The organism is Prevotella sp. 10(H), assembly GCF_000711235.1.
Lineage (GTDB): Bacteria > Bacteroidota > Bacteroidia > Bacteroidales > Dysgonomonadaceae > Dysgonomonas.
In genome coordinates, this window is the sequence record NZ_JOMI01000007.1 from 207906 (window position 1) to 232058 (window position 24153).

Below are 24153 nucleotides of genomic sequence, written 5' to 3' on the forward strand. Positions count from 1 at the left end.
TATCGAAGCTAAATTATGGAGAAAACCCTCGTTATTTTAAAGCCTTCATGCGTTCAGAGATCGCTGATAGGAGAGGTCATCTCCCGCTTCGAAAAGAAAGGTTTACGTTTGGCGGGAACGAAAATGATACAAATGACCGATGCCATTCTAAATGAACACTACGCACATCTTAAAGACAGGCCCTTTTTCGAGCGTGTCAAAAATTCTATGAAAGTATGCCCCGTAGTTGTTCAGTGTTGGGAAGGTATCGATGCTGCAAAAGTCGTGCGTTCTATAATTGGTGTGACCGACGGAAGGGAGGCTGTAGCAGGAACAATAAGAGGAGACCTGTCGATGAGTGCACAGGAGAATATTGTTCATGCTTCAGATTCAGCCGAATCAGCCAAAGTGGAACTCAAACGCTTTTTTGCAGATAATGAGATTTTTGATTATAAACTATCCACACTTGCACACTTGTATGCATGTGACGAGATTTAAAGTAATTATGCAAGGAAGAACAAATATTTTTACAAAGAGCTTTAAAAAGCTAAGACTACTACCTTTAGCAGCAATGTTTTTACTACCGATGAGTAGTTTCGCTCAAAATACTGACAACAACGCGGAATCTAATACTGACAGAGTCGAACTCAAATACAAGCAACGTCATAGCCGCATGAGTGCTAATGACCTTTACGCAGACGGAATCAAGATTAAGCGGGACTTGTCCATATTAAAGGAAGTACAAGAGGAACGTATCCTCTCAGCAGATGAAATACCTGCAGAAGAACTATACGGCGGCATTTGGAACAACCGTTACGTTAATGCTTACCGTTCGATAGAAAATATACCCGATACTTTTACTGTCAATCTTTCCAATTTTACAATGCCTACAATGGGTCATATAACTTCCAATTACGGGCCGCGTCGTCGCAGAATGCATTACGGCATCGACCTGAAAGTACAGACGGGAGACACTATCTATGCGGCATTCGACGGGAAAGTACGTGTAAAGCAATATGAGCGTCGCGGGTATGGATATTATCTGGCTCTTCGTCATCCTAACGGACTGGAAACCGTATACGGACACTTGTCCAAGTTTTTGGTAAACGAAGACGATGTAGTAAAATCGGGAGATCCGATAGCATTGGGTGGAAATACAGGACGTTCGACAGGTTCGCATCTGCATCTGGAATTCCGTTTCCTAGGAAATCCGATCAATCCGACATTTATTGTCGATTTTGAGAATAAAGTTTGCCACAAAGATACTTATACAGTCACTCCTAAAAGTTTCAACAGAAGTTCGAAAGGTGTGAATGTTAAACTGCTAGCTTCTTCAGCCACACGTTCCAATTCGAATGTAAAGAATAAGTATGCATCGGGCAGCGTGAGTTATCACCGTGTGAAATCCGGGGATACATTGGGTGCTATTGCTCGTAAATACGGAACATCTATAAATAAAATCTGTTCGCTGAATAGTATTACTACCAGAACAATATTGCGTCCGGGTAAATCGTTGAGAGTATCCTGATAAAAAAAGAATATAGATAAAAAGGCTGCAAGATTGAATTTCTTGCAGCCTTTCTTTTTTTTGTTTTATCATACAAGTTACTCATGGTTATCACAAATATTGCCTATACTACTTATTGTATATTATCTGTTATAAATAATTAAATGGCAGATAAATGTCCGTTTATTTAAGATTATTCTTTATTTTTGTCATCAATTCAATAATGCATAAAGTGCCTGAGTTTTCAGATTATGAAAACAGAGAAGAGTGCCCGTAGAAAAGGGAATCTAATATTTTGAATATTATACATAAACCTAATATAAAATGAATATCAATAAGATTATTAAAACAGCCTCTCTGGGCTTAATAACTTGTGCTTTATTCTATTCTTGCGACGAATCGGATAAAAGTAAGGAATCGTTAAATCTCACACAATATGTCGACCCATATATAGGAACAGGTGATCATGGACATGTCTTTATGGGGGCAGATGTTCCGTTCGGATTGGTACAACTCGGCCCGACCAATATTACAGGAGGCTGGGACTGGACATCGGGATACCATATATCGGACTCTACTATCTGGGGATTCACGCATATGCATCTGAGTGGTACGGGTATAGGCGACCTTTTGGATATAGCTTTCATGCCCGTAGTGGGAGATGTTAAGCTGGGGAAAGGTGAGATATCTGACCCTAATTCGGGTATGTATTCTCAATTCAGCCATGATAAGGAAACAGCTAAAGCCGGTTATTATGCTGTACATCTCGATAGGTACAATGTAGATGTAGAACTTACAGCTACAAAAAGAGTCGGTTTTCATAAATATGTTTTCCCTCAATCGGATAATGCTCAGGTTATAATAGACCTGAAAAGCAGTCTGAACTGGGATAGTCCGGTAGAAACATATCTCAAATATGAGAATGACTCTACTATTTCGGGTTATCGTTATTCTAAAGGATGGGCTAACGATCAGCGGGTATTCTTCACCGCTTCATTCTCCAAACCGATGAAGAAATTCATATTGTCGGAAGGTGAAGAAGCAAAAGAGGGAACCGAACTGAAAGCAGTTGGTGTTTTCGGTCAGGCTTTATTCGATACAAAAGATAAGGAAGAAATATATATCAAAGTAGCATTATCGCCTGTCAGCATCGAAAATGCGAAGCTGAACATGAAGAGTGAACTTCCGGGCTGGGATTTCAAACAGACAATAGCTGATGCCGACAAAGCATGGAACGACGAATTAAGCAAGATCGTTATTTCTGCCGACGATGTAACAAAACGCGTATTCTATACAGCACTATATCATACAATGATTGCTCCGTCCGAGTTTTGTGATGTAAACAATGATTACAGAGGTTCGGATGCCAAAATGCACGAAAAAGGCGCATTTAAGAATTATACTACATTTTCATTGTGGGATACTTACCGTGCCGCTCATCCGCTGATGACAATCATTCATCCCGAAAAGATGAGTGACATCATTAATACAATGCTTACTATCTATAAGGAGCAGGGCAAACTTCCTGTATGGCATCTTATGGGTTGCGAAACCGACTGTATGGTAGGTAATCCGGGGATATCAGTTGTTGCCGATGCCATACTGAAAGGTTACGGCGGTTTCGATAAGGAACTGGCATTCGAAGCTATGAAGAATTCAGCTATGCTGGACGAAAGAGGCTTGAAGTATATGAAAGAATATGGCTATATACCATATGATAAAGGTGAAAGTGAAGGCCTTTCTAAATGTATGGAATATGCCATTGCAGACTGGACAATAGCACAGGTTGCCCAGCAAATGGGAAAAACAGGAGATTATGAATATTTCCTTAAACGCAGTAAGGCTTATACTTATTATTTCGATAAGTCTACAGGTTTCATGAGAGGTTTGTCTTCTGACGGTAAATTTAAGGAACCGTTCAATCCGTTCGAATCAGTTCACCGCGATAACGATTACACAGAAGGGAATGCTTGGCAATATACATGGCTTGTGCCTCACGATATAAAAGGTCTTGTAGATCTTTTCGGAAGCAAGGAGAAATTCACTCAGAAACTCGACTCTCTGTTTATTGTAGAAGGTTCGCTTGGTGAACATGCTTCTCCGGATATCAGCGGTCTGATCGGGCAGTATGCGCATGGTAACGAACCTAGCCATCATATTCTGTATATGTATCCATACATCGGCCAGCCGTGGAAGACTGCCGATAAAGTACGCCAAGTCTTATCTGTATTATATCACGACAAACCTGCAGGACTTTCAGGTAATGAAGATGTAGGCCAGATGTCGGCATGGTATATCTTGTCTGCGCTCGGGTTCTATCAGGTTGAACCTGCCGGAGGAAAGTATGTATTCGGTTCACCGATTGTTAACGAAGCCACTATTAAAGTTAAGGATGGCAAAACATTCAAGATTGTAGCTAAAAACAACAGTGCAGCAAATAAATATATACAGAGCGTAAGCCTCAATGGTAAGGATTATGACAAATTCTATATAGATTTTAAAGATATCGAAGCCGGAGGTACACTGGAATTTGTGATGGGAGATAAGCCGTCCGAAACTTGGGGTACAAAAGGTGAAATATAAGGATATTTAAGAAAGAAAGTCCCTATTACACATCATAGGGATTTTAATTAAGGGTGAAGCCGCCAGAAGTGATTCTCGCGGCTTTGATTTTGTTTTATTAATACCAGCAAGTATTGTTATATTGCATATAACAAACTTACCATTCAATTGGTTCAATACTTTTTGAAATTAAATATTTATTTGTCTCGCTAAAATGATTATTTCCGAAAAATCCGTTATGTGCAGACAATGGTGACGGATGTACCGACCTCAAAACAAGATGCCTGCTTGTATCGATGAATGCGGCTTTCTTCTGCGCATATGATCCCCATAGGATAAAGACAAGATTCTGGCGTCCTTCGGCTAATTTATGAATGGCAGCATCGGTAAACTCTTCCCAGCCTTTTCTCTGGTGCGAACCGGCCATATGCGCCTGGACGGTAAGCGTGGCATTGAGTAAGAGTACTCCCTGATTTGCCCAACGGGTCAGATTACCCGAGCGGGGAATAGGGATGCCCATATCGCGGTTGATTTCTTTAAATATGTTTACCAGCGAGGGAGGTGCCGGTATACTGTCGGGAACGGAGAAAGATAATCCATGCGCCTGCCCGTCGTTGTGATAGGGGTCTTGCCCGAGTATTACTACCTTTACTTTATTGAAGGGGGTATGATCGAAAGCATTAAAAATAAGTTTAGCCGGAGGAAATATTTGTTTTGTGCGGTATTCATTCCTGACAAAATCGGTCAACCTGATAAAATAATCCTTTTCAAATTCATCTTTCAGTTGTTCTTTCCAGCTTTCCTCTATTTTTACGTCCATGAATATATAATTAATAGTTAGTAATTAGTGATTAATAATTGTTTTCATTCTAATGAGTAAAAACAACAATCGTAAAGATACAATTTTTTACAAATATCAGACTTTAATATTTAACATTTGTGTGTATCCCTTAACAGTCGTACTTTTGTACCCGTTATGAATAAGAGTATATTGCGGCTGGCAATACCCAATATTATATCCAATATCACTGTACCCCTGTTGGGAATGGTGGATATGTTTATTGTTGGGCATCTCGATTCTGAAGACTATATCGGGGCTATTGCTATGGCAACAATGATCTTCAATTTCATCTACTGGAGTTTCTCTTTCCTGCGTATGGGTACCAGCGGATTTACTGCCCAATCATATGGAGCCGACGATCATCAGGAACAGACCAATATCCTGCTGCGTTCTCTTGCTGTTGCTATGACGGCAGGTATACTTATTATATCGCTCCAGTATTTTATTTCCTATCTCGGTTTTTCTCTGCTCAATGGTGAACCTGCAGTGAAACAATATGCGCAGGATTATTTCTATATATACATCTGGGCTGCTCCGGCCATATTGGGACTTTATGCTTTCAATGGTTGGTATGTAGGCATGCAGAATGCCAAAATACCGATGGTTGTCGCCATTGGTGTGAATGTAGTAAATATCGCCCTGAGCTTTACATTTGTTTATGGCTTGGGGATGAAGATAGAAGGTGTGGCACTTGCTTCGGTTTGTGCACAATATACAGGTTTTCTTTCTTTCGTTCTGTTGTGGAACATAAAGTATGGAAGGTTAAAGCAATATATCAGATTTAGTGTACTGAAGAATTTTTCTTCTTACATTCCTTTCTTCAAAGTGAATAGTGATATATTTATCCGCACCATGGCGCTGGTTGCTGTTACCACTTTCTTTATGTCGGCCTCTGCTAAAGCAGGAAAAGATACGCTGGCTGCCAATGCTTTATTGATGCAACTGTTTATCCTATTCTCTTATATGATGGATGGATTTGCCTATGCTGCCGAGGCATTAACAGGTAAATTTATCGGGGCTGGAAACAGGCTGCAACTTAAATTTCTGGTAAAGAGATTATTTATATGGGGTATAATATTAGCTTTGCTTTTTACTCTTGTATATGTGCTGTTTCTCGATCAGATACTGGGTATCCTTACCGACAAACAAAATATAATCGAATTTAGCAAGCAATTCCATTTCTGGGTATACCTGATACCTATTGCCAGCTTCTCCGCATTCCTTTGGGACGGCGTATTTGTAGGGGCTACAGCCTCGCATCAGATGCGAAATTCCATGCTGGTTGCGGTGGCTGCGTTCTTTATATTGTATTTTGCTTTTTCAGGTATTTTGGCGAACAATATTTTATGGATTGCGTTTATTGTGTATCTGGCTTTGAGGGGGATAGTCCAGAGTTTTATGGCGCCCGCCGTTTTAAATCATTCCAGATGATTGATAATCAGTTTAATAATTTCTTTAGTTTGTTATGAACAAAATTGCAATAGTGTACGGCTCATCTACCGGAGCCACAGAAGCGGTAGCAGAAAAATTACAATCCGCATTGGGAGACGCCGATCTTTTCAATGCAGAAAGTGTGAATATCGATGATCTCAAGCCATATGATTTCTTAATATTCGGAGCGTCTACAACGGGTATCGGAGATTTACAGGACGATTGGGAAATGTTGCTGCCTAAAATGGAGAAAATGGATTTCTCGGGAAAGAAAGTCGCTTTATTTTCACTGGGTGACAGTGCTTCTTTCTCAACAAGTTTTGCAGGAGCGATGTATCATTTATATAAAGCATTGAAAGGAAAAGTCGAGATTGTAGGTTCTGTATCTGCAGACGGATATAATTTTGACGAATCGGATGCTATTGTTGACGGGCATTTTGTAGGACTTGCTCTAGATGAAGATAACGAATACAACGAAACCGATAAGCGGATTGCTGTTTGGGTTGAAAATCTGAAGCAATATTTGAATTAATATATTATTTATTGTATATAGTAAAAGCCGGATAGAAAACTTTTTTCCGGCTTTTTTTATAGTATATTCTTTATTTCATCCAGCTTTTTCACTGTATAAGTCGGTATAAAATCATCGGTCGGTTTGCCCTGCGGATTATACCATATCTGGTCTATTCCACTGTGGTAGGCACCCCCAATATCGGTAAAATGATTATCGCCTATCATAATCACTTTATCAGCAGGAACACCGATCTCTTTCAACGCATAGGTAAATATATCAGGATGCGGCTTATTTACGCCGACAACATCAGACAGGATTACTTTATCGAAATAGGGAGTTAGGCCTGCGCTGTCCATCTTTACATATTGCATTTCAGTAAAACCATTCGAGAGGATATGTATTCTGTACCGCGATTGCAAATAATCGAGCAATTCCTTAGCTCCCTCTACCAAAGTACCTTTCAGCATTATACGGGCAATGAAATCGTCATTGATCGCCAGAGCCTGTTCTTCACTGATTTGTTCCACAATACTTAAAGGAGCAACAAAACGCTCACGCTGCAATGTTTTCTTGGTAATCTTTCCTCTGCCGTAAAGTTCCCACAGACGGCTTACATTATCATAATAGATAGTATAGAAATCCTGAAATGAGGGGAAATAACTTGCGAAATTATAATCATCGTATATTTCAATCAGTGTCAGTCGGGTATTCTCAACGGTATCAATTAGCGTATCGTCTAAGTCGAGAAGTATATCGGTATATTTCATATGAGTCTGTAATTTCAGGCAAAGATAGGCTTTTTCAGCGTAAATGTTTGATGCAATTTTATCTATATTGTATTATAGCTGTTGGCCGTTAGCTGATAGCTTTTAGCTCTTTGAAATGGAAATTGGCGGAGCCCAATAAAATAATAGTTACAAGTTACTTCGCCCTGAGGGCGGTTGCAAATTACAGAATTATTAAATGAATGGTGTTACTTTTGTTACCTTTTAAATTTTTTTATAAAGAAAGCTAACGGCTAAAAGCTACTAGCTAATGGCTATAAATCTGTTACTTTTGTTACTTTTTTAAGAAAGCTTATTATATAGAGAAATCTTTACCTTACATATTCTTTAATTAACGGCTTTTACTAACTTTGTAGCGATTTTAAAAATCGACGATTCAGGTATGAAAACATCTTGTAACTTGTAACTCGTCACTTGTAACTATAAACTATGGCAAAAGAACTAAAAGAACTGACTCCAAGAAGTAAGGATTACAGTCAGTGGTACCTCGATTTGGTATTGAAGGCAGAATTGGCAGAAAATTCTGCAGTTCGCGGATGTATGGTTATCAAACCTTACGGATACGCGATATGGGAAAAAATGCAGCGTCAACTAGATGACATGTTTAAAGAAACAGGTCATATGAATGCTTATTTCCCTTTGTTCATCCCCAAATCTTTTCTGAGTAAAGAAGCCGACCATGTGGAAGGCTTTGCAAAGGAATGCGCCGTAGTAACTCATTATCGGCTTAAGAATGACCCTGACGGAAAGGGCGTTATTGTAGACCCGGAAGCTAAGTTGGAAGAGGAACTGATTGTTCGTCCTACTTCCGAAACCATTATATGGAATACGTACCGCAACTGGATACAGTCGTATCGCGACCTGCCTATTCTGGTGAATCAGTGGGCTAACGTAGTGCGTTGGGAAATGCGTACGCGCTTGTTCCTGCGTACAGCCGAATTTCTCTGGCAGGAAGGGCATACAGCCCATGCTACAAGGGAAGAAGCCGAAGCGGAAACAATTCAGATGCTGAATGTATATGCGCAATTTGCTGAGGAGCATATGGCTATGCCGGTTATTAAGGGAGTAAAATCTGCTTCGGAACGTTTTGCCGGAGCGGTAGAAACCTATACCATTGAAGCGATGATGCAGGACGGAAAGGCTTTGCAGTCGGGTACATCTCACTTCTTAGGTCAGAACTTTGCCAAAGCATTTGATGTGAAGTTTGCCGATAAAGAAGGTAAGATGGACTATGTATGGGCAACATCGTGGGGATTATCTACCCGTATGATCGGGGCGTTGATTATGGCACATTCGGATGATAACGGGCTTGTACTTCCTCCTAAACTGGCTCCATATCAGGTGGTGATAGTGCCTATCTATAAAGGAGATGAACAGTTGGCTCTAATCAATGAAAAGGTAGCCGGTATTGTGAAATCACTGAAAGTCTTAGGTATCAGCGTGAAATATGACAATGCAGATAATAGAAAGCCGGGCTGGAAGTTTGCCGAATACGAACTTAAAGGCGTGCCTGTACGTCTGGCAATGGGTGCCCGCGATATGGAAAACAATACAGTGGAAGTTGCCCGCCGCGATATCTTAACGAAAGAAACAGTATCGTGCGACGGCCTCGATATGTATATTAAGAATCTTCTCGATGATATTCAGACGAATATTTATCAAAAGGCATTGGATTACAGAGCTAAGCAGACTATAACTGTAGATACTTATGACGAATTCAAGGAAAAGATTGAAGACGGCGTCTTTATCCTTGCTCACTGGGACGGTACACCTGAAACAGAAGAAAAGGTAAAAGCCGAAACAAAAGCTACAATACGTTGCATCCCTCTCGAAGGTGATAAGACACCGGGCAAATGTATGGTGACAGGAAAGCCATCGGCCCAACGGGTTGTCTTTGCGCGCGCTTATTAAGCAACTATACGATTATATTAGAAGCCTTTGAATACTGATTTGTCAGATTTGAAGGCTTTTTTTTATTTGTCATAAAATCAGGTTGTTATAAATTTATTGCTATTTTTTTCTTAAAAAATTGTAACTATTTTATCATTATACTCGTCATAATAGTGAAAGCGCTTAAGAATAAAAATCAGAAGAATAAAGTAATAAATGCAAAAATATACAATCATGAAAACAATAATTATAATCTTAGCAGCAGTCCTTTCTTTATCAATGGCAAATGTGTATGCAGGTAATCCTAAAACTGTGGTTTATAGTAATGAGGATGTGACAGATAAAGGTGTAGTAAAGGAATTTATATCTTACAATACGGAAGTTTCCCGGCCTTTGAAGAAATCAGTTTATCAGTATAGTCCTGACGGAATACTTTTTAAGAAGACAGTATATAACTGGAATAGCGAAGCCGGGTGGATAGGTATGCAGAAGTATGATTACGAATGTGATAATAAGGGACACATGGTAAACCTCATCTATACAGAATGGGACAGTAAACTGAATACATGGTCGTGCCAATCGGAGCAACTCGTGCATGTTTATGATTACGACGGTGAACTTTTGGCGACAAAACAGATACATATAAACAATGATGTTAGTCATGTTTTAAGTCAGAAATAATATAGCGGATATTCTTTCTATATATAAAAGCTCTGCAGCCTGTATGGACAGGAGCAGGGCTTTTCCCATTTAATAAGCCATTTGTTTATGCCGTTTCCCGATTTTTAATTAATTTTAGAATCTTTATCTATATAGGAAAAAGATGATTGAGACGAATAACATTGGACTTGTACTTGAAGGAGGAGGAATGCGCGGGGTTTTTACCTGCGGCGTTCTCGATTACTTTATGGATAATAATATAAATTTTCCGTATGTTATAGGAGTTTCAGCCGGAGCTTGCAATGGACTTTCTTTTATTTCAAAACAGCGGGGCCGTGCAAAATTTAGTAATATCGATTTGCTTGCCAAATATAAATATATAGGATTGAAGCACTATATTAAAAAAGGTAATATCATGGATTTCGACCTGTTATTTCATGAATTCCCTGATAATATCATTCCTTACGATTATGAATCGTATTTTGCATCTCCGTCACGTTTCGAAATGGTTACTTCCAATTGTCTGACAGGACAGGCTGAATATTATGAGGAAAAAGGCAATAAGGAACGTGTTATAGATATTGTAAAAGCATCGAGCAGTCTGCCGATATTATGCCCTGTAACTTATGTAGATGATATTCCGATGCTCGATGGCGGCATCTGTGATTCCATACCAATAGAAAGAGCAATTAGACAAGGATATACAAAAAATGTGATTGTGCTTACCCGGAACAAAGGTTACCGGAAAGAAAGCAAAGATATAAAGGTTCCGTCTTTTATTTATCGTAAATATCCGGCTATGCGTCAGGCTCTCAGCAATAGAAACAGTCTGTATAATGGGCAGCTCGATCTGGTCGATAAACTGGAAGAGGAGGGAAAGGTTTTTGTGATTCGACCGCAAAAGCCTATATTGGTCGACCGGATTGAAAAAGATGTGGATAAACTAACCGACCTGTATGAACAGGGTTATGATTGTGGCAAGTTTATTTATGATATGAGTCTCTAAATATAAAAAGAAAGCAGGAAATTTATTTCCTGCTTTCTATGTTTCATTATAACTCTGTAATAGGTTTAAATTTAGGTACCAATGTCTTCATTACCACCCACGCTATGACGTAAGCTAAGGCGCAGAATGTAAACATAATACTGTATCCCGTTTCTATTTGTCCTAAAGCTTGATAATGGTCGAATAAAGCACCTGCTACTTTGGTAATGATAACTCCTCCCATACCGCCTGCCATGCCACCTATACCCGTAACCGAAGCAACGGCTTTTTTAGGGAACATATCCGATACGGTAGTAAATATATTGGCCGACCATGCCTGATGTGCAGATGCACCTATACCAATAATGACAACAGGAAACCACATACTGATACTACCAAGAGGCTGCGCCGCCAATACCGTAAGCGGGAATAGTGCAATGATGAACATCGCTGTCATACGGGCTTTGTAAGCATCCATTCCTTTCTTCATGAAGTGGGCAGGAAACCATCCTCCGCCGATACTGCCTACCATGGTCATACTATATAATACAGTCAAAGGAAGCATTATTGCAGTTCCTTCGATTCCATATTGGACTTTCAGGTATGCGGGTAGCCAGAACAGGAAGAACCACCATACACCGTCGGTGATAAATTTACCCATGAAGAATGACCATGTCTGACGGAAAGTAAGAAGCTTGAACCATGATACTTTCTCGCTCTTTTCACTTCCGTTTTCTATTGCCTGTTCTTCTTTGTCACTATGGATATGGTCGTATTCCGACTGTGTGATCTTCCCTTTCTTCAACATATTCTTTGGGGAATCATAGAAGAGGAACCAGAATATCAGCCACAAAAAGCCGATGCCTCCCACAATAATGAATGCAGCCTCCCATCCGAGGTGAGATGCAATCCACGGAACGGTAAGCGGTGCTAGTATTGCCCCTATATTTGCTCCGGAATTGAATATTCCCGTAGCAAAGGAACGTTCTTTTTTAGGGAACCATTCCGCTACGGTCTTTATAGCCGCAGGAAAGTTTCCGGCTTCTCCTATAGCCAGAACAAATCGCCCGAACATAAATCCCACTACGGAAAATGGCAATATTATTCCAACCAAAGATAACACGGGGGAGACTACTCCACCAATGCCGACTGCAAAGGCATGTATTATTGCCCCTACCGACCAAAGTGTTATTGCCCACGCATATCCTTTTCGTGTTCCCATCCAGTCGATGAACTTTCCGGCAAATAGCATGGCAATGGCATAGGTAAATTGGAATACAGCAGCAATGTCGGCGTAATCGCTGTTTGTCCAGCCGAATTGCTCTGCCAGTAATGGCTGCAACAGACTTAATACCTGCCTGTCGAGATAGTTTACTGTAGTTGCGAAAAAGAGCAGAGCACAGATTGTCCACCTGTGTCTGCTTACTTTTTCATTGATCTTGTTAAATGTATTCATGGATGTATTTTAAGGTTTAATATTTCATGTTACTCTTCTTGCTTTAGCTATGATTTCAAGTGCATCCCTGCACATATCGGTTATCTTACCCCAGTCTTTAGCTGCAATGACATCTTTAGGGAAGAGATTCGAGCCCATACCAACACATGTAACGCCAGCTTCGAACCATTTGGTCAGGTTTTCTTCAGTTGGTTCTACTCCGCCTGTTACCATAATGCTCGACCACGGCATAGGGGCTTTTACATTCTTTACGTATGACGGTCCTCCTACATTTCCGGCAGGAAATATCTTCACCACTTCCGCTCCTAGTTCCTGAGCGTAACCTATTTCCGATACCGAACCACAACCGGGTATATAAGCGACCTGACGCCGGTTACATACTTTAAATATATCGGGGTTGAGTAGCGGGCCTACTACAAAGTTTGCTCCAAGCTGCAAAAACAAAGATGCTGTACCTGCATCAACTACCGAACCGATACCGAGTATCATATCCGGGCATTCATTTGCAGCCCATTTATTGAGTTCACCGAATATTTCGTGTGCAAAGTCTCCACGGTTAGTGAATTCAAATGCCCGTACTCCACCGAGATAACAAGCTTTCAGCACTTGCTTGGATGTTTCGAGATCACTGTTGTAAAATACCGGAACCATTCCGGTTTCTGCCATTGTCTGGCAGGCTATTATTCTTGAAAATCGTGCCATATTTTAATACGCTAATTTTATATTAGTTGATTGCCCGTAAAGTATCAGCGGGATACGCGCCCCGAACCGTCGCCTTTCATCAGATTCTCCACTTCTGCCACAGTAACAAGATTAAAGTCTCCGTAAATAGTATGTTTTAAACAAGAGGCAGCGACTGCAAATTCCAGTGCTTTCTGGTCGTCGGCAGGATAGGTGATAAGTCCGTAGATCAATCCCCCCATAAAAGAATCGCCTCCGCCTACACGGTCGACAATATGAGTGATATCATAGCGTTTCGAATGATAAAGTTTATCTGAATAGAGGCATCCGCCCCATGTGTTATGATTGGCATTGATAGAACCGCGAAGGGTGATAATTACTTTCTTGGCGCGTGGGAAACGTTTCATTAATTGAGTACATACCGATTCGAATTCAGCAGCATTCACTTCTCCTCCCGTATGGGCTACGTCGAAACCTTCGGGTTTTATACCGAATACTTTTTCGGCATCTTCCTCATTCCCCAGAATAATATCGCAGCCCTCTACTAGAGCGGGCATAATTTCCGAAGCCGTTTTTCCGTATTTCCATAAGTTTTTGCGATAGTTGAGGTCTGTGGAAACGGTTACGCCCATTTCATTAGCTATTTTGATCGCTTCAAGGCAGGCCTCGGCAGCGCCTTGTGATAGAGCAGGCGTAATGCCTGTCCAATGAAACCATTGAGTATCTCTGAAAACTTCTTTCCAGTCTACCATGCCCGGTTTGATATCGGCAATGGCGGAACTAGCCCTGTCGTATACTACTTTCGATGCGCGGGCAACAGCTCCCGTTTCGAGGAAGTAGATGCCTACGCGGTTACCGCCCCGGATGATATTACTAACGCCTACATTATATTTTCTGAGATCGGAGATACACCATTCTGCAATATCGTTCTTAGGCAGACGTGTTACAAAATCGGTTGGAATGCCGTAATTCGATAACGAAACAGCAACGTTAGCCTCACCGCCTCCGAATGTGGCGTTGAGATTGTTGGATTGTATAAATCTTTGATATCCGGGAGTTGCCAGACGCAACATAATTTCGCCGAATGTTACTACTTTTTTCATCATGTGTTTTTATAGAATTATTTATTGTACTTTACAATGAGGGGATTAGCCAATCCTTCGGAGAACTCTTTTATATATTTCTCAAAGTCAGCTATCGTCGGGAAACCGAATTTAGACCAGCCGTATCCGGTATAATATGTTACAGGAATATTTGGCTGATGAGTTGTTACAGCTAAAACATGTGAGTAAGATTCTTTATTTTTTGTCTTAGCATTGTTTACGTCATATTTGTCTATAACTGTTTTGTCGATTCCATTTGGAAAGATAAGGGCTAAATATACATTGTCTGCTTTCTCACTTTTTGGTTCACTGTATATAATATACTTATCCGTCGAAATGATAGAATCGTTCTTCTCACGTTTCACAATACCTGCGGCAACAGGCATTGCTTCTTTTATAGTATATGCCTGAATGACTTTTGATAACTGTGAACCTCCATCGAGTGATATTGTGCGATTCTCTGCAATAGTCTTACCGTCTACATTCACGTCATTATATGTGAGTTTAAATGTAGTGCGCAGAGGACCGTTATCCAATAAATCTTCCGATACAAAGTTTTCGTTCATCCATAGTTTGTCGTTTACATAAGGAGCCATAGCACCTGCACCAAGACTACGTCCGACATTATAGTTATCCAGTCCTTCACCATGGTCTTCATGGTATGAGGCTGTTCCGGCTAAATCATCTTTATACCATTTGTCAATAATCAGGTTGTTGGTACGTTTATACAAAATATCGATGCCATTGCTTTGTCCATCTGTTTCTACTAACGCAGGGCCGTATATGCGGAATGCTACGCGGTCGTTTTCCCATGCAAAGTCATCTTTGCGTTCTGTGATAAAGCGTCCGTATGTTTTTGACTCATATGTACGGGCGGTATCCGTTGTAATAACAAAGCTTTTCGATTCTTTGGCTTTCAACTCCGGTTGGAAAATCAGTTTGCGGTCGTATGTTATTTGGGACGGGATTATCTCGCCTGCTTCATTTTTGACAACATAGACAGCACTATCGGTCAACAGTACTTTATCCTTGATGCTGTCCATAGGTATTTCCACAAGGTCGGCTATGCGGTCAAAATCACTCGGGTTTTCTACTGCAATACTCATCTCATTTTTTGAGGAGCAGGCAAAAAGGAAAAGGCTCGCGAATAATATACCGATTATCTTTTTCATATGCTTCGTTTTTTAGTATGCTAAATATTAACGTAGTTTATCGGCCGTGAAAGTATCCATATCATCATAGTCGAGGTTTTCGCCGCACATAGCCCATATGAAAGTATAGTTACTGGTTCCGGCTGCCGAATGTATAGACCATGAAGGAGAAATTACCGCCTGCTCGTTACCCATAAAAATATGACGCGTTTCCTGCGGTTGCCCCATAAAGTGACAGACAGCTTGTCCGGCAGGAACTTTGAAGTAGAAATAGGCTTCCATACGTCGGGAATGAGTATGCGGGGGCATGGTATTCCATACGCTGCCATCTTTTAGTTCGGTCATTCCCATTTGTAACTGGCAGCAAGGAACTATTTCACTTAATATAATCTGGTTTAGCAGACGCTCGTTCGAGGTAGCGGGAGAACCCAGATCGCGTGTGCGCCGCATGTCAGATGTAATCGGAGTCGTAGGATATTCTTTATGTGCAGGAGAAGATGCAAAATAATATTTTGCAGGATTGGATGCTTCTTTACTTTTGAAGATGACTTCTTTCGAGCCGCGACCAACATATATTGCATCTTTAAATTCCATATTATAATCTTTTCCGTCTACAGAAACAGTTCCTACACCCTCAATACAGATAATACCCAATTCGCGACGTTCGCAGAAGTATTCGGAACGGATAAGGTCTACTGTCTCCAGTTTTAAGTCCTCATTTACAGGAAGTGCACCTCCGATAATCAGACGGTCGTTGTGGGTATAAGTCATAATGACACTGTCGGCATCGAATATTTTTTCACCCAGAAATTCTTTTCGCAGTTGTTCTGTATCGTATTTTTTTACATCCTCGGGATGTGTGCCCCAACGTTCTTCTATTGTCGTTTTCATTATTCTTAATGTTTTAGTTTACATGTAAAACAAAATCAAAGTAAACAAATTATATAAGAAAGCCTTATGTTAATTATAATGGTTTACTTAACGAACTGATGCTAAAATTTGAAAAACTCCTTCGCATTATAATAAGATACATTTTCTACCAATTTACCTAAGAAATCCAATTCGGATGCAGGGAGTAATCCTTGTTCAACATCCGTTCCGATTAGGTTGCAAAGAATACGGCGGAAATACTCATGACGAGGATATGAAAGGAAGCTACGCGAATCAGTCAACATGCCGACAAAGCGACTGAGCAACCCTAAATTAGATAATGAATTCATCTGCGCTTCCATTCCCATTTTCTGATCGAGGAACCACCAGCCCGAACCGAATTGTATTTTGCCTGCTATAGTTCCATCTTGGAAATTTCCTATCATTGTAGCAACCAGATCATTATCACGCGGGTTCAGATTGTAGATGATCGTTTTTGTCAGCTTGTTATCAGTATCGAGCCTGTTGAGAAATTTCGCCATAGACTTGGCGACTGTAAAGTCTCCTATAGAATCGAAACCAGTATCCGGCCCTGCCTGCTTAAACAGGCGGGTATTATTGTTACGTATTACACCATAGTGGAATTGTTGTGTCCAGCCTTTTTCCCAATCCATGATTGACCCGTCGAATAAAACGGCGGATTTGAACTTAACGATTTCTTCCTGTGTAAGTTCTTTTCCTCCATATACCTTGTTGAATATGTTATCTATCTCGGCTTGGGTATAATCTTCTGCGTAGAATTCTTCTATACCGTGGTCGGATAGTTTGCATCCTACACTGGCAAAGAAATCATGTCTGTTGTGCAATGCGTCTATCATATCACCATAGTTGCTGATAGTAATACCCGATGCTTCAGAGAGTTTTTCCATATATGCTCTGAATGATTCCGGATTATCTACTGCCATCGCTTTATCGGGGCGCCATGTAGGCAGTACTTTTATAGAAAAGCCTTCATTCTTCAAGGCTATATGATATTGCAGTGAGTCTATCGGGTCATCGGTTGTACAAACAGCCTCAACATTGTAATGCTTCATAAGTCCGCGAGCCGAGAATTCGGGAGTACGAAGCTTTGCCGTACATTCATCGAATATTTGCTTTGCGGTTTCGGGTTTCAGAATTTTTGTAATGCCAAAAGCTGTTTTCAGTTCCAGATGCGTCCAGTGATAAAGCGGGTTGCGCATGGTGTAAGGAACGGTTTCAGCCCATTTTTCGAATTTTTCCCAATCGCTTGTCTCTTTTCCCGTGCAGAAACGTTCGGCTATACCGTTTGCACGCATCGCGCGCCATTTATAGTGGTCGCCCCCGAGCCAGATTTCACCCAGATTATCAAAACGGTAATCTTCTGCTATCTGCTTTGGGTCGAGATGACAGTGGTAGTCTATGATAGGCAGATGTTTTGCATGCTGATGATACAGGTATTCTGCGGTTTCGTTTTGCAATACGAAGTTATCGTCTAAAAACTGTTTCATATTTTTTGGCTTTTGGCTTTTAGCCGTTAATCAGAATTGTCTGCTAATGGCTGACAGCTAATTGCTATCGGCTGAATTTATTTATATAATGTCTTTGCTATACCGAGCTCCAATCCTCTGAGTTCTGCCAATCCTCTTAGGCGGCCGATACAAGAGTAACCGGGATTCGTCTTTTTATTGAGGTCATCAATCATCTGGTGGCCGTGGTCGGGACGGAATGGGATAGAGATATTCCGTTTTTGCTGTATTTCCAGTAATCCTTTCATTACGCCGTACATATCAACATCGCCTTCCAAGTGATTAGCCTCATAAAAATTGCCTTCGGCATCGCGTTGTGTAGAGCGAAGATGAACAAAGTTCACCCTGTCGCCTTGTCGCTTTATCATATTCGGCAGGTCATTGTCGGCGCGCACACCAAATGAGCCGGTACAAAAACATAGTCCGTTTGAAGCATTCGGCACGGCGGCAACCAGTTTTTCGAAGTCTGATTCTTTGCTTAATATTCGTGGTAAGCCGAGTATGGGATATGGAGGATCATCGGGATGAATAGCTAATTTAACTCCGACTTCGTCGGCTACGGGGGCTATTTCGCTGACAAAATATATCAGGTTTTTTCTTAATGTTTCGGCATCGATATTCTTATATCTGTCCAGTTGTGCCTGAAATTCTTGTAGCGTAAAGCTCTCTTCTGCTCCGGGTAATCCTGCAATCATGTTTCTGATGAGTAGGTCTTTGTCTTCCTGTGTCATACTCTCATATCGAGCTTTAGCTTTCGCGATATCTTCGGAAGAATACTCATTTTCCGCTCCCGGACGTTTCAGGATAAACAGTTCGAAAGCCATAAATGCTGCACGTTCGAAGCGTAAGGCTTTTGAACCGTCTAGCATGGTATAAGCAAGGTCGGTACGTGTCCAGTCCAGTACAGGCATGAAATTGTATGTGACAATCATCACACCGCATTTCGCCAGATTGCGGATGCTCTCTTTATAATTTTCGATATACTCTTTGTAATTTCCTTCCTGTGTCTTGATGTATTCGTGTACCGGAATGCTTTCCACGACCGACCATGTCAGACCTGCTTTTTCTATGATTTCTTTACGTTTTTGTATTTCTTCGACAGTCCATACTTCACCGTTTTTGATGTGGTGCAGGGCTGTAACTATTCCGGTTGCTCCGGCTTGTTTTATATCGGCTAATGCTACGGGATCATTCGGCCCGTACCAACGCCATGTTTGTTCACTGAGTATCATATATAGAAAATTTGTAAATTAGTAAATGTGCCAATTAGCAAATTCTTATTTAATTTCCGAATATACTAATTTGCTAATTATTTAGATGGAATAGCTGTTAAATCCCCCGTCTACAACTAGTATTGATCCATTGGTAAAACTGGAAGCATCACTCACCAGATAATGGATAGCGCCCAAAAGCTCTTCCGATCTGCCAAAACGACGGAAAGGTGTATGCGCGATTACAGATTTTGCACGTTCGGTATAAGAGCCGTCCGGATTAAGCATAAGGTTCCGGTTTTGATCGGTAATGAAAAATCCCGGAGCAATAGCATTTACGCGGAAGTTATCGCCGAATTTGGTTGATAATTCTCCCGCCATATATTCGGTAAAATTGGCAACGGCAGCTTTTGCCATCCCGTAACCCATAACACGGGTGAGCGGACGGAACGATGACATGGAAGCTATGTTTATAATATTTCCCTTTCCTCCGTCTACCATTGCTTTAGCAAAAACAAGGGTAGGGGTGATGGTTCCGAAAAGGTTGAGGTCAATAACATTTTTCAGAGCCTCTGTATTTACATCGAAAATGGTTTTGTCGGGTGGAATGGTTGCACCCGGTATATTTCCTCCAGCGGCATTGATAAGGACATCTATCTTGCCATAAGCTTTCAGAATATCGGCTTTATTCTGTTCGAGATTCTCTTCGTTAAGTGCATCCGAAATAAGGAACATGGCTTCATGCCCTTTGGCCCTGATTTTGTTTGCAAGAGCTTCTCCTTTTTCCTGAGAACGTCCCAAAATAACGACTTTAGCACCTTCCGATGCCAGATATTCCGACATTTGCGAGCCCAGAATTCCATATCCTCCGGTAATAAGGACTACTTTTCCGTCGATGTTGAATAAGGTGTTTTTCATATCTATAGTTTATAATTGTTATAGTAATCTATGTTTTCTTTAATAAGAATGTCTATCGGCATAAAATTTGTCTTTTGGGGCACTTGTTTAAACAGGAAATAATTGGAAAAAGCTTTTATCGCATCATAACCCTGTAATTCGGGGCGTTGAGAAAGTATAAAAGATATTTTCCCGTCTTTGAGTGCTTTTACGTTCCGGTCGATAGCATCATGCCCTATCAGGCGTATTCTTTCTTTTAAAGTTTCCTCCATTTTATCCAGCATATTCACCAGTTCATATATGCGGGAGTTGAGCACGATTCCTCCAACCAAGCCTTTGTTTTCGTTTACTATCTTCCGAAGTGCAGGCAGGCTTCCGGTATAATCGTCGGGATTTATCTCTAAGTGATGAATTTTACCTTTATAATTACTTTCGGCAAGGCACTTCAGAAAGCCTTTTTCGCGGGTTTTCATCTGTACCGATATTTCTTTGTATTTGAACCGTACATGGGCAATAAAAATGTCCGCCTCCAGGCCTATTTCTTTCAATAATAGCTTTGCTGCTATATTTCCGCTGCCTAAAGAGTCCCCGCCGAAATATGCAAGGTCTTTTTGTTTATGTATATCCGAGTCGATATATATATAAGGCATTTCTTTCTCATCCAACTCTTTCGAGAGGTTGATCACAAGTTCTCCGAAAAGAGTTGCGAGCAGTACACCGTCATATTCTTTTTGTTTAAACTCATCGACTGCTTTCAGGAATGAAAAGCGGTCATACTGATTGAAAAGCAGATATTCGACACTGATGTTGAATTTCCTCATTTCATCTTCAGCCTTATTTATACCCTCACACACCAGTTCCCAGTAATCTCCTTCCGAATATGTCGGGGCAATTACTGCAAATTTATAGCTGCGCTTCGACGCCAGAAAACGGGCAACCATATTGGGTTCGTAATTCAGTTCTTTGAGTATCTTTTCCACTTTAGCCTTTTTCTCAGGCGATACCCGTCCTCTCTGATGCAATACGCGATCGACCGTTCCAGTCGAAACCCCTGCTAACCTGGCTATATCGATTATTCGTATATTGGCATTCTCTTTTTTCATGTGGGCTTATTAAATTATTAGATTTGTGTGCGCACACACGGTTGATGCAAATGTACAATTATTTATTTATAAAACAATGTGTGTGCGTACACATTGTTTTGTATTCTGGAATTTAATTGTCATTTAATCAACTTATTAATTCAATATTATAGAAAATATGTTTTAGGGCATGTTTTTGATATATAATGAATCTTTTATTAAGAAGATATTAAATTATCTCTATTTAGGATAAAACTATCCGGAATTAGAATAGTATGATTTACTATGTAAAAAATTGAAAATAGTGTTACTTATGTTACTTTTTATGATTTAGGTCAACCGAATTACATGAAAACAACTTTGGATAATTATTTGTTTTGAATAGCAGGACTGCATCACCTACATATCCGATGATCATTAGGGTGAAACAGGAAGATTATCTAACTTTGTAAAAATTGGAATTTCTGTTTACAATGCGATATTTACAATAAGACTTGAAAAATTAGAATATTAAAATATGAAACCGACATTATTTATTTTGGCTGCCGGAATGGGAAGCCGTTACGGAGGACTAAAACAGCTCGACGGACTTGGGCCGAATGGTGAGACTATTATGGACTATTCAGTATATGATGCTATAAAGTCCGGCTTTGGCAAAATTGTATTTGTTATCAGACATTCTTTTGAAAAAGAATTCAGGGAAAAAGTGATTTCGAAGTATCAGGGCAGGATAGAAGTAGAAGTAGTTTTTCAGGAACTGGATTATCTGCCGGAAGGTTTTAAACTCAATCATGAAAGGGAAAAGCCATGGGGTACGAACCATGCGTTGCTGATGGGTAAAGGAGTAATCAATGAACCTTTTGGAATCATCAATGCTGATGATTTCTACGGCCGTGAGAGTTTTCAGATATTGGCCGGACAATTGAAAATGATGGCAGATAAGAGCCGTAATTACTGTATGATAGGTTATTTGCTGGGTAATACTTTATCGGACAGTGGTACGGTTGCACGTGGCGTTTGCCAGATTGATGAAGAAAACTATCTGACTAAAGTGGTGGAACGTACCCAGATAGAACGTATAGACGGTGTGCCGTGCTATAAAGAAGATGACGGCACATGGAAGAAACTTACGGATACAACCCCTGTGTCAATGAATATGTGGGGTTTTACACCCGATTATTTCGATTTGTCGGAAAAGAGTTTTACTCAGTTTCTTGAGGATAATAAGGATAATAACAAAGCAGAATTTTTAATCCCCACACTTGTTAATGATCTTATTGAACAAGGAGAAATTAAAGTAAAACTTATAAATACACCTTCCGTATGGTTCGGGATAACTTACGCTAAAGACAGGCCGGAGGCAGTACTGAAGATACAGGACTTAATTGATCAAAAGATATATCCTGAAAGGCTGTTCAATTGATATATCAATACAGCCTTTGTACCGAAAGATATAATTCACGTGTATTGTCGGTATCATCATATGTTCCTTTATTATCCACCCAGATTGTATAATACAGGCGAAACCATTTTCCATTATAGAATAAGTCGATAGTAACGGTTTCTTGTCCGTGATTGACTCTCGGTGTTGTATTATTGTAATAATTACCCTGGCTCAGGTACACTCCATTATCAAATTGGATATATCCTCCCGCAGGTATAGTAATGTTTGAATAACCGAACCCTTCCTGGGAAGACATGGAACTTGCCCATATTTTTATTGGCTTGGAAGTTATATTGTACATGCGGGGATCGAGAGTGACAACACCTACTTCTCCATTCGAAGCACTTCTGAAATAGGCATCCATTCTGAAAACGTCTTCCACTATGGGCATATCGCTTATAAGATGACTGGCGAGATTGTTATCTCCGGAAACATTAGCACGCATCGATCCGTGCCAGAATGTTTGCTGACCTTGCCACATCGAATTAGCCCCTACCTTGGCTGTACATATTTGATCTAAGAATTTGATTTCGAATTCCGACAATTCAGGACTTGAGGCAGAAGGTGTTCCTGATAGGGTAAAAACTAACTCTCCATTACCATATTCCAATCTTCCAGGCTGTAATGTTGCCGTCAGACCTGTTACACCCCTCGAAGATATTGGCGTGCCGGCAGGGTAGTACCCGCCGTTCCCTCCTGTATATGGCACAATTAAAACTCCGTTGTAAGGCGTCCCGGCTTTGTATGATATAGGGTTGATTCTTGCATTGGCACAATCCAAACTTGTAATATGAGGATCTTTACTGGTTCCGCTGGCGAATTGCAGCCATTCTGATCCGTTCCAATAAAGATAGCCTTCCGTTTTTAAAGCTGCGGTGCCGAGATTATAGACCAGTAAGCCAACGGCAGGATCGGGTATTGTTGTTACATCCGTAGCACTCTGAAGTGCTACTTTAGGGCCTAGAAATCCTTTGTCAGATGCTTTTACTTCCAAAGCAGCGGATGCATGCGGGGATGTTGTCCCGATTCCGACATTACCGTTGGGGGTGATAATGAAATCGTTGGCTTGTTGAGCCTCTGTAGCGTTTTCTTCATTGTCTTTGGCTCCGTCTACATGGAATACCGATTGTGGATTTCGGGTGCCTATACCTACATTCCCCATCTGGTAAATATTTTGACTGTTGGAAGTCGCCTTATCATCGGTTCCGCTCACCATCCATGGTTCTATGGCTTCCGTCCGAACCCATTTCGTGCCATCATTGTAATAATAACCGGGGGTTACATTACCGGTAGTGGACGTATTATATAGAACCATACCGGGTGTATGCTTTGTCAAAGGAGCTGCACTGTTTGTATGCGCCAAAGCAACGCGCGGTAATAACATGCCTTTTGTGGAAGTTCCGTCGGCATTTTCCTTTAAGTCGAGAAGTGTATCTTTTTCTGGCTCATACCCTGAACCAATGGTCACTTGCGTCATTGCATTTATAGCAAAAGACAACATCAGTGATAATGTTAATGATCGCTGTTTCATGTGTTTGTAATACTTGTAGATCCAAT

21 protein-coding genes are annotated in these 24153 nt (G+C 40.7%); 9 read left to right on the top strand and 12 right to left on the bottom strand.

Annotated elements, in window-relative coordinates; translation table 11 throughout:
• Window positions 1-15: 15 nt before the first annotated feature.
• From ndk to K348_RS0112425, 3 genes are all read left to right on the top strand, one after another.
• Window positions 16-477 carry a nucleoside-diphosphate kinase gene (gene ndk / locus K348_RS0112415; RefSeq protein WP_029905266.1) on the top strand — a complete coding sequence of 154 codons (462 nt, stop codon included), beginning with the start codon at window positions 16-18 and terminating at the stop codon, window positions 475-477.
• Window positions 478-484: 7 nt separating this feature from the next.
• Entirely contained in the window at window positions 485-1507 is a 1023-nt protein-coding gene (locus tag K348_RS0112420; protein ID WP_029905267.1) for a M23 family metallopeptidase, read from the top strand.
• A 303-nt stretch (window positions 1508-1810) separates the two neighbouring features.
• A complete protein-coding gene (locus K348_RS0112425; RefSeq protein WP_029905268.1) occupies window positions 1811-4069 on the top strand; it encodes a GH92 family glycosyl hydrolase in 2259 nt (752 codons plus the stop codon).
• A 136-nt stretch (window positions 4070-4205) separates the two neighbouring features.
• Here the strand turns inward: K348_RS0112425 and ung are convergent, their stop codons facing one another.
• Entirely contained in the window at window positions 4206-4868 is a 663-nt protein-coding gene (gene ung, locus K348_RS0112430) for a uracil-DNA glycosylase (RefSeq protein WP_029905269.1), read from the bottom strand.
• Between the two features lie 156 nt (window positions 4869-5024).
• Here ung and K348_RS0112435 point away from each other — a divergent pair, with 156 nt between their 5' ends.
• Entirely contained in the window at window positions 5025-6320 is a 1296-nt protein-coding gene (locus tag K348_RS0112435; RefSeq protein WP_029905270.1) for an MATE family efflux transporter, read from the top strand.
• A gap of 34 nt (window positions 6321-6354) precedes the next feature.
• Window positions 6355-6852 (top strand): flavodoxin, encoded by a 498-nt coding sequence (locus tag K348_RS0112440; protein ID WP_029905271.1) that lies wholly within the window; start codon window positions 6355-6357, stop codon window positions 6850-6852.
• Window positions 6853-6908: 56 nt separating this feature from the next.
• Here the strand turns inward: K348_RS0112440 and K348_RS0112445 are convergent, their stop codons facing one another.
• Window positions 6909-7601, bottom strand: coding sequence for a YjjG family noncanonical pyrimidine nucleotidase (locus K348_RS0112445; RefSeq protein WP_029905272.1), 693 nt, complete (start codon window positions 7599-7601; stop codon window positions 6909-6911).
• A 447-nt stretch (window positions 7602-8048) separates the two neighbouring features.
• Here K348_RS0112445 and proS point away from each other — a divergent pair, with 447 nt between their 5' ends.
• The 3 genes from proS to K348_RS0112460 all read left to right on the top strand — a co-directional run bounded on the left by proS (window position 8049) and on the right by K348_RS0112460 (window position 11175).
• Complete coding sequence (gene proS / locus K348_RS0112450) at window positions 8049-9530, top strand: proline--tRNA ligase (protein WP_029905273.1); 1482 nt, start codon at window positions 8049-8051, stop codon at window positions 9528-9530.
• A 195-nt stretch (window positions 9531-9725) separates the two neighbouring features.
• Window positions 9726-10190 (top strand): DUF3836 domain-containing protein, encoded by a 465-nt coding sequence (locus tag K348_RS0112455; protein WP_081852567.1) that lies wholly within the window; start codon window positions 9726-9728, stop codon window positions 10188-10190.
• 142 nt (window positions 10191-10332) lie between these two features.
• Window positions 10333-11175: a patatin family protein gene (locus K348_RS0112460; RefSeq protein ID WP_029905275.1), complete on the top strand. Its 843-nt coding sequence runs from the start codon at window positions 10333-10335 to the stop codon at window positions 11173-11175.
• Window positions 11176-11221: 46 nt separating this feature from the next.
• Here the strand turns inward: K348_RS0112460 and K348_RS0112465 are convergent, their stop codons facing one another.
• The 9 genes from K348_RS0112465 to K348_RS0112505 form a co-directional block, all read right to left on the bottom strand.
• Window positions 11222-12610 (bottom strand): MFS transporter, encoded by a 1389-nt coding sequence (locus K348_RS0112465; RefSeq protein ID WP_197027657.1) that lies wholly within the window; start codon window positions 12608-12610, stop codon window positions 11222-11224.
• 24 nt (window positions 12611-12634) lie between these two features.
• Window positions 12635-13312, bottom strand: coding sequence for a bifunctional 4-hydroxy-2-oxoglutarate aldolase/2-dehydro-3-deoxy-phosphogluconate aldolase (locus K348_RS0112470; RefSeq protein ID WP_029905277.1), 678 nt, complete (start codon window positions 13310-13312; stop codon window positions 12635-12637).
• Between the two features lie 44 nt (window positions 13313-13356).
• Window positions 13357-14397 (bottom strand): sugar kinase, encoded by a 1041-nt coding sequence (locus K348_RS0112475; protein ID WP_029905278.1) that lies wholly within the window; start codon window positions 14395-14397, stop codon window positions 13357-13359.
• A gap of 14 nt (window positions 14398-14411) precedes the next feature.
• Window positions 14412-15566 (bottom strand): DUF4861 domain-containing protein, encoded by a 1155-nt coding sequence (locus K348_RS0112480; RefSeq protein WP_029905279.1) that lies wholly within the window; start codon window positions 15564-15566, stop codon window positions 14412-14414.
• Between the two features lie 27 nt (window positions 15567-15593).
• Window positions 15594-16436: a 5-dehydro-4-deoxy-D-glucuronate isomerase gene (gene kduI, locus K348_RS0112485; RefSeq protein ID WP_029905280.1), complete on the bottom strand. Its 843-nt coding sequence runs from the start codon at window positions 16434-16436 to the stop codon at window positions 15594-15596.
• Window positions 16437-16537: 101 nt separating this feature from the next.
• Window positions 16538-17944 carry a glucuronate isomerase gene (uxaC, locus tag K348_RS0112490; RefSeq protein ID WP_029905281.1) on the bottom strand — a complete coding sequence of 469 codons (1407 nt, stop codon included), beginning with the start codon at window positions 17942-17944 and terminating at the stop codon, window positions 16538-16540.
• A gap of 77 nt (window positions 17945-18021) precedes the next feature.
• Window positions 18022-19194, bottom strand: coding sequence for a mannonate dehydratase (gene uxuA / locus K348_RS0112495; protein WP_029905282.1), 1173 nt, complete (start codon window positions 19192-19194; stop codon window positions 18022-18024).
• Window positions 19195-19275: 81 nt separating this feature from the next.
• Complete coding sequence (locus K348_RS0112500; protein ID WP_029905283.1) at window positions 19276-20091, bottom strand: SDR family oxidoreductase; 816 nt, start codon at window positions 20089-20091, stop codon at window positions 19276-19278.
• Between the two features lie 2 nt (window positions 20092-20093).
• Window positions 20094-21173: a substrate-binding domain-containing protein gene (locus tag K348_RS0112505; RefSeq protein WP_029905284.1), complete on the bottom strand. Its 1080-nt coding sequence runs from the start codon at window positions 21171-21173 to the stop codon at window positions 20094-20096.
• A 496-nt stretch (window positions 21174-21669) separates the two neighbouring features.
• Between K348_RS0112505 and K348_RS0112510 the strand changes: the two genes are divergently transcribed.
• Entirely contained in the window at window positions 21670-22575 is a 906-nt protein-coding gene (locus tag K348_RS0112510) for a nucleotidyltransferase (RefSeq protein ID WP_029905285.1), read from the top strand.
• A gap of 4 nt (window positions 22576-22579) precedes the next feature.
• Here K348_RS0112510 and K348_RS18815 read toward each other — a convergent pair whose 3' ends face one another.
• Window positions 22580-24127, bottom strand: a complete 1548-nt coding sequence (locus K348_RS18815; protein WP_051697838.1) for a hypothetical protein — start codon at window positions 24125-24127, stop codon at window positions 22580-22582.
• Window positions 24128-24153 lie beyond the last annotated feature (26 nt).